The organism is Streptomyces sp. NPDC059524 (assembly GCF_042749255.1).
Lineage (GTDB): Bacteria > Actinomycetota > Actinomycetes > Streptomycetales > Streptomycetaceae > Streptomyces > Streptomyces xanthii.
Genome location: NZ_JBHYTK010000184.1, coordinates 1 through 14,160, shown reverse-complemented (window position 1 = coordinate 14,160; position 14,160 = coordinate 1). Strand labels below are relative to the sequence as shown.

Sequence of the window (14,160 nt, the reverse complement as noted above, 5' to 3'; positions counted from 1 at the left end):
CACACTTATATAAAACCCCAAATTTGGGGCGCCTGTTTTTTTTTTTTAAAATCCACTGCCCCCCCACCACCCCCAAAAAACCCCCCCCCCCGGGGGGCCCCCCCACCCCCCGGGGGCCCCCGCCCCCCCCGCGTCAGGTCCGGCTCACTCCGCGCGGCCCAGCCACGCCCCCGCCGCCCCGAGCAGCGACCGCACCCCCAGCTCGATCGTCGGCTCCGGCAGCGGAGCGTAGAGCGGCGAGTGGTTCACCGGGATCTCCGCGGGCAGCCCGCGCGTCGCCACCGCGTCGAGGTCCACCCCGGCGAACGCCTCCGGTGCCGCCCCGCCGAAGTGCCAGAACACCGACGGCACCCCGAGAGCGTCCCCGAACAGGCCGAAGTCCTCGCTGCCGTTGAGCGGATGCGGCAGCGTGACGACCGCCTGCTCGCCGAGCGCCCCGCGCAGCGCCCCGACCGTCACCTCGGTCGCCTCCGCCGAGTTCACCGTGACCGGGAACGTGCCCAGCGAGGTGATCTCCGGCTCCTTCGGCGCCCCCGAAGCCTCCGCCTCCGCCTTGACGATCCGGCGCACCGCCGCGAGCACCCGCTCCCGCACCGACTCGTCCACCGACCGGATGTTCAGCTTCAGCTCGGCCTCGTCCGGAATGATGTTCTCCTTCGTACCGGCGTGCAGCGCGCCCACCGTCACGACCGCCGCCTGCGAGGCACCCACCTCGCGCGACACCACCGTCTGCAGCCGCAGCACCAGCGCCGCCGCCATCACCACCGGGTCCACCGTCGACTCCGGCGTCGACCCGTGCCCGCCCCGCCCGAACAGCCGCACCCGGAAACTGTCCGACGCCGCCATCACCGCCCCCGGCCGCGTCACCGCGATCCCCGTCGGGAACGGACCCACGTGCTGGCCCAGACACACCTCGGGCCGCGGGAAACGCTCCGCGAACCCGTCCGCGAGCATGTCCCGCGCGCCCTCGCCCGTCTCCTCCGCCGGCTGGAACACGGCGAGGACCGTGCCGCGCCACGCGTCCCGGTGCGCGACGAGCTGCGCCGCCGCCCCCAGCAGACACGTCACGTGCATGTCGTGCCCGCACGCGTGCATCACCGGCACGTCGTTCCCGTCCCGGTCCGTGGCCCGCGCCACCGACGCGTACGGCAGCCCGGTCGCCTCCAGGACCGGCAGCCCGTCCATGTCCGCGCGCAGCAGCACGACCGGCCCGTCCCCGTTGCGGAGCACCCCGACGACACCGGTGCCGCCGACGCCCTCGGTCACCTCCCAGCCGCCCTGCGCCCGCAGCCGCGCCGCGACGATCCCCGCCGTCCGCGTCTCCTGCAACGACAGCTCGGGATGGGCGTGCAGGTCCTCGTAGAGCGCGCGCAGCCCGGGAAGGTGCGCGTCGAGGCCGCCGGTGAAGGGGGAGGAGCTCTCGGTGGTGCTCTCGGTGGTCATGCCTGCTCGCTTTCTGCTGCTACGGGAAGGGGTGAGGGCGCCGGCTCGGGCAGCCGCAGCGCCCGGCGGAAGGAGAGGGAGTCCTGCGGGGTGAACACGGACAGCACCGCCGCGAGGACGGCACCGAGAACCAGGAAGCCGAACGCGGCGGTGAACCCGGCGGCGTCCGCGAGCAGCCCCATCGCGGTCGGCGCGACGACCCCGCCGAGCTGCCCGCCGAACGTGATCAGACCGGCCGCCGCCCCGGTCAGGGCGGGCGGCAGACTGCGCAGCGGCACCGCGAACACCGGCATGTACGACAGGGACGCGGCGCCGATCGCCACGGTCATCCACGCCACGAACGCGGCCGTGCCCGAGGCCGTCGCCATCAGCAGCAGCGCGATCGACGACACGGCCATCGCAGGCACCACGACCTTGCGCTGATGCCCCGCGAAGCGGTCCGCGAGCCGCCCGCCGACGATCACGGCGACGGTCGCCACGCCCGCCGGCAGCACGGCCAGCGCCCCGGCCGAGGTCAGCGCGAGCCCGCGCTCCTCGCTCAGGTACGACGGCACCCACGTGTTCAGGCCCCACACGATGATGTCGTACCCGAAGAACATCCCGGCGAAGGCCCACATCGTGCCGGAGCGCACGATCGTACGAGTGCCGCCCGCCGGAGCCGCCGACCGCACGCCCGCGTCCTGCGGCTCCGGCAGCCACAGCCGCACCGCCGCGTACACGAACACACCGACGGCGGCAACGCTGAAGAAGGCCGAGCGCCAGCCGAAGTGGGCGATCAGCGGCGCCGCGACCAGCGGGGCGACCACGGCGGCCACCGCGTTGGACGACTGCACCAGACCGTTGGCGCTCATCCGCTGGCCCGGCGTCGTGCGCTCGCTGACCGCCTTCATCGAGGCACCGGGAAAGATCCCCTCGGCCACCCCGAACAGGAACCGCACCACGAGCAGGATCGCGAACGAACCCGCCAGGCCGGTCAGCGCCGTGAACACGGACCAGATCAGCAGCGCCCAGCACGTGACCCGCTTCGCGCCGAACCGGTCGGCGAGCATCCCGCCCGGGATCTGGCACAGCGCGTACGCCACGAAGAAGACGGAGACGGCCACGCCCTGCTGGGTGCGGCTCAGGTCGAACTCGTCACCGATCGAGGGCAGCGCCAGATTGATGACGAGCCGGTCGACGTAGTCGATCAGCCAGGCGCTGAACAGCAGGGCGACGGTGATCTTCGCGCCTCGGTCGAGGCGCTCCTTGCCGGGGACTGTCCCGGGGACGTTGCCGGGGGCGTTTCCGGGGTCGTGCGACGGTGGGGCCACAGGCACTCCTTCTAGAGTGGGCGTGCTGATGTGGGGGGAGCGGCTCGGAAGTGGGGACAGAATCCGGCCGCCGCGCGAAAGGGGCCCGAGAATGCAGGAAACCGGCAGCCTGCCGCACGGCTCGCAGGAATCCGCCGCCCCTACGGCCGCCTTCGAGGAGGCCGACCTCGCCCTGATCGACGCCCTCCAGACCGACCCGCGCGCCCCCTGGTCCTGCGTCGGCCCCGCCGTCGGCATCGACGCCACCACCGCCGCCCGCCGCTGGGCCCGCCTCGAACGTGAGGGCCTCGCCTGGGTCACCGCCTACGCCGGACCGGCCACCACCACCGTCGCCTACGTCGAGGTCACCTGCCGCCCCCGCCGCGTCGAGGAGCTCGCGGCCCGGCTCGTCGCCCTGCCCTGGGTGTTCAGCGCCGAACTCGTCGTCGGCGACTACGACCTCTTCCTGTCCGTCGCCGCCCCCGACCTGCCCGCGCTCGGCCGCCGCGTCACCGAGGACATCGGCCGGCTGCCCGGCGTGCGCGGCACCCGGACCCGGCTGAGCATGCGGCTCTACCAGGAGGGCAGCAACTGGAAGGTGCGCGCCCTGGAACCGGCGGGCCGCGCCCGGCTCACCGCGCACGGCGCCGCCGGTGCGATGACCGGCTCCACGACGCCCTGCGCGTTCCTGCCCCGCGACGACGTCGACCTGAAACTGCTGCTCGCCCTCGGCGCGAACGGACGCGCGGGCTACGCCGAACTCGCCGAGCGGGTCGGGATCAGCGAGTCCACGGTGCGGCGGCGGCTCGCCCGCGAGCTGCGGGACCGGGAGATCCTGCTGCGCTGCGATCTGGCCCAGCAGCTCGCCGGGTGGCCCGCGCTCGCCACGTACCGGGCGCGGGTGCCGCACGGGGAGCTGGACTCGACCGGGGCCGCGCTCGCCCGGCTCCCGCAGATGCGGCTCTGCACGTCCGTCACCGGGTCCTGCAACCTGCTCTTCTCCGTCTGGCTGCGGGACCTCGACGGGATGGCGGGGCTGGAGTCCCTGCTCGACGACCGCTTCCCGCGCCTGCGCATCGAGGACCGCACGGTCACGCTGCGCACGGCCAAGCGCATGGGCCGCCTCCTGGACGACCATGGCCGGGCCCTGGGCTATGTCCCGGTGGGCTTGTGACCGCTGCCGGGTGCGGCTCCGGTGGGGGCTGGTCGCGCCCCGCGGCGGAGCCGCTGATGGACACAGCCCCGCGCCCCTGGAAGGCATGCGGCTTCGCCGCGCCTTCCCCCGATGACAGGCGCCCTGCACCTTGATGGGGGAAATGCGGCGCGCAGCGCCTGCATTTCAGGGGCGCGGGGAACTGCGCGAGAAGCCCCACCGGGCCGCACCCGACGACGAAGCCCGCGGAGCTACGGCGCTGAACCCGCCGCCCCCGGCAAGGAGAGCTCGAACCACACCACCTTGCCCGTCGACAACCGAGTCGCCCCCCAGCGCCGCGCCAGCCGATTGACGAGATACAGACCCCGCCCACCCTCGTCCGTGGCCCGAGCCTGCCGCAGCCGCGGCAACTGCGGCACGTCATCGCCCACCTCGCACCGCAGCACATCGGTCCGCAACAACCGCAGCGTCACCGGCCGCGAGGCGTACCGCACCGCGTTCGTCACGACCTCGCTCACCAACAGCTCGACGGAGTCGGTGAGTTCCTCCAGACCCCAGCGGGCCAGCGCCGAGCGCGCGAGCCGCCGCGCCCGCGACGGCGCCGCGTCCTCCGGCTCCAGGAACCAGTACGCGACATCGCTGGGCGCGATCCCGTCGAACCGCGCCGCGAGCAGCGCGATGTCGTCGTCCCGGTCGCCCGGGCCGAGCATGTCGAGGACCTCGTCGCACAGCGCCTCCAGCGGCGGCGGATGGTCCGGCCCCGTCAACTGCGCGGTCGCAGCGAGCCGTTCACGCAGCTGCTCTATGCCCGTCCAGACGTCCCGCAGCCGTGATTCGACGAGCCCGTCCGTGTACAGGAGCAGCGTCGCCCCGGCCGGCGCGTCCAGCTCGACGGCCTCGAAGTCGACCCCGCCGACCCCGATGGGCGCGCCCGGCGGCACCCGCAGCACCTCTGCCCGCCCGCCCAGGTGCAGCAGCACCGGCGGCGGATGGCCCGCGTTGGCGATCGTGATGCGGTGCGAGACCGGGTCGTAGACCGCGTACATGCAGGTCGCCATGCGGTCCGTGCCGAGCCGCTGCGCTTGCTCGTCGAGGTGGTGGAGCACCTCCTGCGGCGGCAGGTCGAGGCCGGCCAGCGTCTGCGCCGTCGTCCGCAGCTGGCCCATGATCGCCGCCGAGGTCATGGAGTGGCCCATGACATCGCCGACGACCAGCGCGACCCGGCTGCCCGGCAGCGGGATCGCGTCGTACCAGTCGCCGCCGACCCGCGCCGTCTCCGCCGCCGGCAGATACCGCGAGGCCAGCCGCACGCCCGTGGGCCGCGGCAGCGTCTCGGGCAGCATCGTGCGCTGCAGCTCGTCCGCGATGTACGCCTCGCGCCCGTACAGGACCGCCTTGTCGATGCCCAGCGCGCTGTGCGTCGCCAGCTGGCCCGCGACGAGGAGGTCGTCCGCGTCGAACGGGATCCGGTCCGGGCGGCGCAGGAACACGGCGGCACCGATCACCCGGCGCCGCCCCCGCAGCGGTGCCAGGATCGCCCGGCGGCCGGTCGGCAACGACCGGCAGTCGCCGAGCAGTTCGGGCAGCGCGGCGATCGCCGCGGGGGAGTCCGCGAACACCGGTCGCACCCCGCGCAGCACCTCCGCGAGCGCGCCGCCGGTGCGGACCTCGCACAACTCCGCGCTGCCCGCCGCCAGTTCGGGCTGCGGCAGCGCGGCCGGAAGGGTACCGCTCCCACTGTCCGAGTCCGTGTCGGTGTCGTCCGCGTCCGGGATCCGGTCGGTGCGGCGCAGACGCAGCACCATCGGGCCCGTGGGCCGCTCGTCGCCGACGGGCAGCGGCTCGCGCAGGTACACGAGGATCGCGTCGGAGAACGTCGGCACGGTCGCCCGGCACAGCCCCATCACGATCTCGTCGAGGTCGATGCCGCGGGCGATCCGCCGGGTCGCGGCCCCCACGAACCGCAGCCGGTCCCCGTCCCGGCGCATCGCCACCGGCTGGCCCGCCGGGCGCGGCTGGCCGGAGCGGCGCTCGCCGCCGTCCGGCGGCCCGGCCGGACGCACCGGCTCCGGGGAGGGGGTACGGGGCTGCGAGTGCTCGGCGTCCGCGGCGGCCGAGGAGGAGGCCGCGGCGGAGGAGGCCGCGGTGGACGGCGCGGCGGCCCGGCGCGGCTGCTCCGGTAAGCCGCCGGGGGCCGCGGACGCCTGCGGGGCATGCCGCAGCGCCCCGCGGGGGTCGGCCGGGCGGGCCGCCTGGCCGCGGGGGCCGTCGTGCGAGCCTGGGTAAGAGGCTGAGTGCTCCGTCACGCGTGTCGAATCCGTCCGTCCGGGGCTGCGCGCCGTGCTACTCGCCGGTGCGCCGGCAGTCGATGAACAGCTGGTGCTCGGGTGGGGCGTCGGTGCTCGCGGGAGCGTACGCGTACGTCTCCTCGCCGGTGATCTCGAAGCCCGCTTCGCGCACGGTCCGGTGCAGCTCGTCCCGCAGGTACCCGGATACCCGGATCGTGGAACCCAGGAACGGGATCTCCGTGTCGTCCAGGTCCGCCTCGACCATGGACAGCGCGAGCCGCCCCCCGGGCCGCAGCAGCGAGCGCAGCAGCCGCAGGGCGCCCGGGATCTCCGCGCGAGGCAGCATCAGCAGGGTGAAGAAACAGGTGACCGCGTCGAACCGCCCGAGCCCGTCCGGCCCGTCGGCGGCCAGCGTCGTCAGGTCGGCCTGGCGGAACTCGGCCTCCGGCACGTGCTTGCGGGCCAGCTCCAGCATGCCCGCCGACAGGTCGACGCCGACCACCGGATGCCCCGCGTCCACGAGCTGCCGGGCCGTGGGCACCCCGGTGCCGCAGCCCACGTCGAGCACCCGGGCGCCGGGCGCGAGCGCGGCCAGGAGCCGCTCCACCGAGGCCAGTTGGCCGTCCTTGTGCGGGAACGCCTCGTCGTAGCGCGCCCCGATCGCGTCGAAGGCCGCGGCCTGGTCCGACCGGTCGGCCGCGCCGCCCGCCCCGGACCCCTCGTACGCTCCACTGCTCTGACTCACGGTCCCGCCGCCCCTCGATGACCTCGTCGACATCGTGTCAGACCTGCCGCACACGCGAAGAGTTGCGGCCGGTGATGCTTCCTCCGCCACTTCCCGCGCTGCGCCGCGCTGTTGCGGAGGACGATCCTACGTTTACTGCCTGGGGGCGCATCAAGGGTCTCATGAGGACACGTGCGCGGGCGTACGGTCCCAGTCGCCCGGCAGGGCCGGAACCGGCCACGCGGGATCGGGCCGCCAGTCCGGCCAGCCGTCCGGGAACGGATGGCCCCACGCCTCGATCACCCGGACCGCGCGGCGCCCCGCCTCCCGTACGGAGGCGGCCTGCGCCGCGTTCATCAGTCCGACCTCGCGGGCCCGCGCGAACTCGTCCTCGTCGTGCCAGCGCCAGCTGCGGTCCGGGTACACCGACAGGTCCAGGTAGTGGTCCTCGGAGTCGACCCCGCCCGACCAGCGGGTCCGGGGCTGCTCCAGGTTCACGTACCAGTTGCGGAAGGACCAGCCGCGCTCCCAGAACAGCCACACCGACCAGGGCTCGCCGGGCCGGGCCAGCTTGAGCACGCCCGTGCCCAGCCAGCGGTCGCGCAGCAGCGTGCGCGGCTTCGTGTAGCGGGTGGCCAGCGGCTCGCGGTGCAGCGGGGTGCCGTCGGCGAGCACGGGCTTGACGCACTCGGTGCCGGGCGCCAGCCACACCGCGAGCAGATCGGCCGAATCCTCGACGACCGTGACCGGACGGCAGATGTGGAACCCGTCGCCCCCGTTGGCGCGATAGCGCCACAGGATCTGCTCACCGGGCGCCCAGCGCCCTCCACCTGTCCGGTCGTTGTCGTTCATGGCCAGATGTTAGGGGCTCAGGCCATTACGCGCTGCGGTGCGCATCACGATCGAGTCACCGCGTCACACCGCCGGGCGCCCCGTGAGGCACACGGTCAGGGGCGGGTCATGCGCAGGACGTCGAGGGCCTCGTCGAGCTGCTCGACCGTCAGGTCCCCCCGCTCCACGTAGCCGCCCTCCAGGACCACCTCGCGGATCGTCCGCCGCTCGGCGAGGGACTTCTTGGCGACCTTGGCGGCCTCCTCGTAGCCGATGTACTTGTTCAGCGGCGTGACCACGGACGGCGAGGACTCGGCGTACTCGCGGGCCCGTTCGCGGTCGGCGGTGATGCCGTCGACCGTGCGGTCGGCGAGGAGACGGGAGACGTTCGCGAGGAGGCGGATCGACTCCAGGACGTTCTTGGCGATGACCGGCAGCATCACGTTCAGCTCGAAGTTGCCGGCGGCGCCCGCCGTGGCGACCGTCGCGTCGTTGCCGATCACCTGCGCGGCGACCATCAGGGTCGCCTCGGGAATGACCGGATTCACCTTCCCCGGCATGATCGAGGAGCCCGGCTGGAGGTCGGGGAGCTGGATCTCGGCCAGGCCCGTGCGCGGCCCGGACGCGGCCCAGCGCAGGTCGTTGGAGATCTTCGTGAGGCCGATCGCGATGGTGCGCAGCTGTCCGCTGGTCTCGACGATGCCGTCGCGCGCGCCCTGCGCCTCGAAGTGGTCGCGGGCCTCGGTGAGGGGGAGCCCGGTGGTGCGGGCGACCTCGGCGATGACGGCGGCGGAGAACCCGGGCGGCGTGTTGATCCCGGTGCCCACGGCGGTGCCGCCCAGGGGGAGTTCGGCCAGGCGGGGGAGCGAGGCGCGCAGCCGCTCCACGCCGAAGCGGATCTGCGCCGCGTAGCCGCCGAACTCCTGGCCGAGGGTCACCGGCGTGGCGTCCATCAGATGGGTGCGGCCCGCCTTGACGACGTCGGCGAACTCGGCGGCCTTGCGCTCCAGGGCCGCGGAGAGGTGGTGGAGCGCCGGGATCAGGTCGTGGGTGACGGCGGCGGTCGCCGCGATGTGGATGGAGGAGGGGAACACGTCGTTCGACGACTGCGAGGCGTTGACGTGGTCGTTGGGGTGGACGTCGCGGCCCAGGCGCTCGGTGGCGAGGGTGGCCAGGACCTCGTTCGTGTTCATGTTGGAGGAGGTGCCCGAGCCGGTCTGGAAGACGTCGACGGGGAACTGGTCGTCCCAGCGGCCCTCGACCACCTCGGCGGCGGCGTCCACGATGGCCTGCGCCACGTCCTTGTCGAGCACCCCGAGCTCCGCGTTGACCTTCGCCGCGGCGGCCTTGATCCGGGCGAGCGCCTCGATGTGGGCGCGCTCCAGGCGCTGCCCCGAGACGGGGAAGTTCTCCACGGCGCGCTGGGTCTGGGCCCGCCACTTGGCGTCGGCCGGCACCCGCACCTCGCCCATGGAGTCGTGCTCGATCCGGTACCCGCTGTCGTCGTTCGTCATCGCCACAAACCCTCCGAAACACCGGCGAAACCCGCCGTGCAGCTCTCTAAAAGTTGAGCAGTTGTCTTGTTCTGGCTATTCCCATGGCGCCTACCCACCAGTAAATACCTCGGGTAACACCGAAGCCGGGGAGGCGTCATGCAACGCATCAGACCCAGAATCCGCTGTACGGCCGCCGCTGTCGCGGTGGCGGCGGCCGTGCTCGGGCTCGCGGCCCCCACCGCGGGCGCGGCACCGGACGCGACCGCCACAGCCACCGCGAGCACACCGCTCCCGCCCGAACTCGAGCAGGTCCGCGCCGCCGAGGCCACCAAGCTCTACGGGGACCCGGCCGAACGGCCGCTCGCCGACCGCAAGACCTCGCTCGTCTCGCTCGGCGACAGCGAGATCTCCGGCGAGGGCATCGGCACCTACGAATCGCCCACCAACGGCCCCGACAACTGGTGCCACCGTTCGGCGGACTCCGCCATCCACAAGACCACCATCCCGGCGGACGTCACCTACAACGTCTCCTGCTCCGGCGCCTACACCGGGAACATCCGCATCGGCGGCAGCAAGCAGTACGCCGACGAGCTCGTCCAGAGCGACAACCTCGCCGTCAAGGCCCGCAACACCAAGGTCAAGATGGTGCTGCTCGTCGCCGGCGCCAACGACGACCTCCAGTTCGGCCCCGTCATGACCGACTGCGTCCAGCGCTACCTGCTCTCCCAGGGCCCCTGCGAGTCCAAGTACGCGGCCGGCTGGCAGTCCCGCGTCGACGCCCTCGTGCCCAAGGTCGAGCAGACCGTGCGCGACCTGCGCACCACCATGCGCGACGCGGGCTACGCCGACGGCGACTACAAGCTCGTCGTCATGGGCTACCCGAGCCCGATCGGCCCCGACTTCCACGACAACCCCAGCTTCCCCGGCAAGCTCGCCTGCGGCGGCCTCGGCTACGACTCCGACACCAAGTGGGGCCGCAACGTCGCCGTCCCCGCCTTCGAGCGCGGCATGCGGAAGATCGCCCAGGACACCGGCGCCACCTACCTCGACAACTCGCGGCTCTTCCAGGGCCACGAGGTCTGCATGGAGGACACCTGGGCCCGCGGCGCGTTCATCGACCTCTCCAAGCCCGGCACCCCGGACGAGAACTCGCTGCGCCAGTCCTTCCACCCCAACGCCCGCGGCCACCTGGCCTTCGCCTCCTGCCTCACCCAGCTCTACAACTCCGGCCTGAAGGAGGCCAGTTGCGCCGACGTCAACTCGGCCGGCAAGCCCACCCTGTTCCCGCTCGCCTGGGACGACGTCTACAAGCCGCTCAAGAACGCCGCCACCGGCAACTGCATGGACGTCGACAGCTCCGTCAGCTCCAACGGCACCCGCGTCCTCGGCTGGGACTGCGCCGGCACCCGTAACCAGACCTGGTGGTACGACTCGGCCCGCCAGACCGTCATCACCGGCCTCACCCAGGACCGCTGCCTGGACACCGGAGACGACACCTACCCGGCCGGCGCCGGAATGATCGTCTGGAACTGCCACGGCGGCCAGCACCAGAAGTTCGTGCGCAACGGCGACACCCTGCGCCCCGCCGCCGCGACCGGCATGTGCCTGACCCAGTCCGCCGCCAAGTCGCAGATCCGCCTGCAGAAGTGCGACGGCTCGGCGAGCCAGCGGTTCACCGCCTGACCCCCACCCCCACCGCACAGGCGGACGGCCCCGCTCACCGAGAGGTGACCGGGGCCGTCCGTGTCCTGCGCGCGGGGGCCCTACAGGCCGGGGCCGCGCACCGGGATGTGCGTGAACGTCGGCTCCGGCGCCGGGTCCTTGAAGAAGTCGTTGCCCTTGTCGTCCACGACGATGAACGCCGGGAAGTCCTCGACCTCGATCTTCCAGACGGCCTCCATGCCGTCCTCCTCGTTGTCCAGGACCTCGATCTTCTTGATGCAGTCCTGGGCGAGACGGGCCGCCGGGCCACCGATGGAGCCGAGGTAGAAGCCGCCGTGCGTGCCGCACGCGTCGGTGACCTGCTGCGAGCGGTTGCCCTTGGCGAGCATCACCATCGAACCGCCCGCCGCCTGGAACTGCTCCACGTAGGAGTCCATCCGGCCGGCCGTCGTCGGGCCGAAGGAACCGGAGGCGTACCCCTCGGGCGTCTTCGCCGGGCCCGCGTAGTAGACCGGGTGGTCCTTCATGTACTGCGGCATGTCCTCGCCGGCGTCGAGCCGCGCCTTGATCCTGGCGTGCGCGATGTCGCGGGCCACGACCAGCGAACCGCTCAGCGACAGGCGGGTCTTGACCGGGTACTTGGTCAGCTCCGCGCGGATCGCGTCCATCGGCTGGTTCAGGTCGATCTTCACCACGTCGGAGGCCTCGTCGAGGTGCTCGTCGGTGGTCTCCGGCAGGAAGCGCGCCGGGTCCGTCTCCAGCTGCTCCAGGAAGACGCCCTCGGCGGTGATCTTCGCGACGGCCTGGCGGTCCGCCGAGCAGGACACGGCGATCGCGACCGGGCAGGACGCGCCGTGCCGCGGCAGCCGCACCACGCGCACGTCGTGGCAGAAGTACTTGCCGCCGAACTGCGCGCCGATGCCGATCTTCTGCGTGAGCTCGAAGACCTTCTCCTCCAGCTCCTTGTCCCGGAAGCCGTGACCCAGCGCCGAGCCCTCGGCCGGGATCTCGTCCAGGTAGTGCGCCGAGGCGTACTTGGCGGTCTTCAGGGCGTACTCGGCGGACGTGCCGCCCACCACGATCGCCAGGTGGTACGGCGGGCACGCGGCCGTACCGAGCGAACGGATCTTCTCCTCCAGGAACTTCATCATGGAGGACTCGTTCAGGACGGCCTTCGTCTCCTGGTACAGGAACGACTTGTTGGCCGAGCCGCCGCCCTTCGCCATGAAGAGGAACTTGTAGGCGCCGCCGTCGGTCGCGTACAGCTCGATCTGCGCGGGGAGGTTGGAGCCGGTGTTCTTCTCCTCCCACATGGTCAGCGGGGCCATCTGGGAGTAGCGCAGGTTCAGGTTCTGGTAGGCGTCGTAGATGCCCTTGGAGAGGGACTTCTCGTCCTCGCCCTCGGTCAGCACGTTCTGGCCGCGCTTGCCCATGACGATCGCCGTGCCGGTGTCCTGGCACATCGGGAGCACGCCGGCCGCCGCGATGTTCGCGTTCTTCAGCAGGTCGAGCGCCACGAACTTGTCGTTCGCGGAGGCCTCCGGGTCGTCCACGATGCGGCGCAGCTGCGCCAGGTGGGCCGGGCGCAGGTAGTGCTGGATGTCGTGGATCGCCTCTTCGGCGAGCTTGCGCAGCGCCTCGGGCTCGACCTTCAGGAACGTACGGCCGTCCGGCCCCTCTGCGGTGGAGACGCCCTCCGCGGTGACCAGGCGGTACGGGGTGGTGTCCTCGCCCTGGGGGAGCAGATCGGTGTACGCGAACTCAGGCATCTCGCCCATTCCTCACTTGACAGACAGCAGCTGGCATCCGTTGGCAGCGCCAACCAGCGTAGAACCTGACAGCGCGGGCGAGTCTGTGAGGTAAGGCTCAGTCGGCCGCGCGGTCCCCTAGTCGCGATCTATCGCGTCTGTGTAATCTGCTGTCGTGGACCTTCACAAGCGCCCCCAAGAGAGCGCCCCCGCGGCGGACCCGGCCGAGCTGCGCGCCTCCGACGCCGACCGGGACCGGATCGCGGACATCCTGCGCGAGGCGCTCGCCGAGGGCCGGCTCGACGCCGACGAGCACGCCGAGCGCATCGACGGGGTCTACCGGGCCAAGACCGTCGGCGACCTGGAGCCGCTCGTACGCGACCTGCCCGGCGACCACACGCCCCGCCCCGGAGCCACCCGCCCGGCGCCCGGCGCGATGCCGCCCGGCGTGGCCCCGGCCGTCCCGAGCGACAACCTGGTGGCGGTGTTCAGCGCGGCCGGCCGCAAGGGCCGCTGGCGCGTGGGGCAGCGCACGCACGCGTACGCGGTGTTCGGGAACATCGAGATCGACCTCAGCGAGGCGATCTTCGAGCACCGCCGGATCTACATCAAGGCGGTCTCCGTCTTCGGCAACGTGGAGATCCGCGTCCCCGAGAACGTGACCCTCCACGGCAGTGGCGGCGGTGTCCTCGGCAACTTCGAGGTGGACACGCTGGACGCGACGGACCCGGACGCGCCGGTCGTGCACGTCGACGGCGTCGCGGTCCTCGGCAACATCGAGGCGAAGCCCAAGCGCGGCAAGATCATCAAGGATCTGCACAAGTACGTCGGCCGCAGCGTCGCCAAGCAGCTGCGCAAGCACCTCGACTGACGCCCAGGAAGGGCGACGGCCCTAACTCCCTTGCACGCGCGGGAACTTCCGCGCGGCGGAACTCGGTGCAACTCAGTGCATAGGCGCCGACACAGCGGGTAGAGCTTGCTGCATCGTCTCCCGCTCGCGCAAGCCGTCGTAAGCCGTCGTCAGGAGTAGACCGTGCTGCATCCGCCGCGCCAGTCCCTGCAGGTAGCCGCCGTTCCGCGCCAGCGGGTGCCAGTCAGGGACCGCGACCAGGACGAGCCGTGGCACACCGAGGCCGTGTGCCGGCGGGACGAGGCGGGCCTGTTCTTCGCACCCTCCAAGGAACCCACCGCGGCCCGTCTGTCCCGCGAGGACGCCGCCAAGCGGGTCTGCGCCCGCTGCCCCGTGATGGTCGAGTGCCGCGAGCACGCCCTGCTCCAGCCGGAACCGTACGGGGTGTGGGGCGGCCTCACCGCGGCGGAGCGCCGGGTCGTGCTCGCCCGGCGCAGGCGCCGCGAGGTGGAGCTGAAGAATGCGTCGCGGGCCGTGGCGGCCGCCGGCTAGGGCGTGTCCGCAAAGTCCCGTCGTCGCCCGAAGGGCGGCCGGGCGGCGTCTGGTGCGTGCTCTCGGCGTGCCGGGCGCAAGGCCTCGTACTGGACGTACTTGGCCTTACGCCCGGTGCGGCGAG

Annotated in this window: 11 protein-coding genes; 4 read left to right on the top strand and 7 right to left on the bottom strand. The window is 72.4% G+C overall.

Going from position 1 to position 14,160, the window contains the following annotated elements:
- Nucleotides 1-144: 144 nt before the first annotated feature.
- Together ACFW9D_RS33865 and ACFW9D_RS33860 are read right to left on the bottom strand one after the other, a co-directional pair.
- A complete protein-coding gene (locus tag ACFW9D_RS33865) occupies nucleotides 145-1,443 on the bottom strand; it encodes an amidohydrolase (protein WP_384628444.1) in 1,299 nt (432 codons plus the stop codon).
- Nucleotides 1,440-2,753: an MFS transporter gene (locus ACFW9D_RS33860; protein WP_384628442.1), complete on the bottom strand. Its 1,314-nt coding sequence runs from the start codon at nucleotides 2,751-2,753 to the stop codon at nucleotides 1,440-1,442. Before ACFW9D_RS33860 ends, ACFW9D_RS33865 begins: the two co-directional genes overlap by 4 nt.
- 91 nt (nucleotides 2,754-2,844) lie before the next feature.
- Between ACFW9D_RS33860 and ACFW9D_RS33855 the strand changes: the two genes are divergently transcribed.
- The gene (locus ACFW9D_RS33855; RefSeq protein WP_384628439.1) at nucleotides 2,845-3,906 is read left to right on the top strand and encodes an Lrp/AsnC family transcriptional regulator; all 1,062 of its coding nucleotides are present in this window, start codon (nucleotides 2,845-2,847) and stop codon (nucleotides 3,904-3,906) included.
- A 230-nt stretch (nucleotides 3,907-4,136) separates the two neighbouring features.
- On the opposite strand, the gene ACFW9D_RS33850 is transcribed toward ACFW9D_RS33855, so the two are convergent.
- From ACFW9D_RS33850 to ACFW9D_RS33835, 4 genes are all read right to left on the bottom strand, one after another.
- On the bottom strand, nucleotides 4,137-6,191 hold the full coding sequence (locus tag ACFW9D_RS33850; protein WP_188337108.1) for a SpoIIE family protein phosphatase: 2,055 nt from the start codon (nucleotides 6,189-6,191) through the stop codon (nucleotides 4,137-4,139).
- Between the two features lie 37 nt (nucleotides 6,192-6,228).
- A complete protein-coding gene (locus ACFW9D_RS33845; RefSeq protein ID WP_188337107.1) occupies nucleotides 6,229-6,951 on the bottom strand; it encodes a class I SAM-dependent methyltransferase in 723 nt (240 codons plus the stop codon).
- Between the two features lie 126 nt (nucleotides 6,952-7,077).
- Nucleotides 7,078-7,749 (bottom strand): DUF402 domain-containing protein, encoded by a 672-nt coding sequence (locus ACFW9D_RS33840; RefSeq protein WP_188337106.1) that lies wholly within the window; start codon nucleotides 7,747-7,749, stop codon nucleotides 7,078-7,080.
- Nucleotides 7,750-7,844: 95 nt separating this feature from the next.
- Nucleotides 7,845-9,242: an aspartate ammonia-lyase gene (locus ACFW9D_RS33835; protein WP_188337105.1), complete on the bottom strand. Its 1,398-nt coding sequence runs from the start codon at nucleotides 9,240-9,242 to the stop codon at nucleotides 7,845-7,847.
- 138 nt (nucleotides 9,243-9,380) lie between these two features.
- Here ACFW9D_RS33835 and ACFW9D_RS33830 point away from each other — a divergent pair, with 138 nt between their 5' ends.
- Complete coding sequence (locus ACFW9D_RS33830; RefSeq protein WP_384628435.1) at nucleotides 9,381-10,907, top strand: ricin-type beta-trefoil lectin domain protein; 1,527 nt, start codon at nucleotides 9,381-9,383, stop codon at nucleotides 10,905-10,907.
- An 80-nt stretch (nucleotides 10,908-10,987) separates the two neighbouring features.
- Here ACFW9D_RS33830 and ACFW9D_RS33825 read toward each other — a convergent pair whose 3' ends face one another.
- Complete coding sequence (locus ACFW9D_RS33825) at nucleotides 10,988-12,655, bottom strand: fumarate hydratase (RefSeq protein WP_188337103.1); 1,668 nt, start codon at nucleotides 12,653-12,655, stop codon at nucleotides 10,988-10,990.
- A gap of 154 nt (nucleotides 12,656-12,809) precedes the next feature.
- On the opposite strand from ACFW9D_RS33825, the gene ACFW9D_RS33820 reads away from it, so the two are divergent.
- Both ACFW9D_RS33820 and ACFW9D_RS33815 read left to right on the top strand, forming a co-directional pair.
- A complete protein-coding gene (locus ACFW9D_RS33820; protein WP_188337102.1) occupies nucleotides 12,810-13,505 on the top strand; it encodes a DUF1707 domain-containing protein in 696 nt (231 codons plus the stop codon).
- Between the two features lie 162 nt (nucleotides 13,506-13,667).
- Nucleotides 13,668-14,036 (top strand): WhiB family transcriptional regulator, encoded by a 369-nt coding sequence (locus ACFW9D_RS33815; protein ID WP_188337101.1) that lies wholly within the window; start codon nucleotides 13,668-13,670, stop codon nucleotides 14,034-14,036.
- The last annotated feature ends 124 nt before the right edge of the window (nucleotides 14,037-14,160 follow it).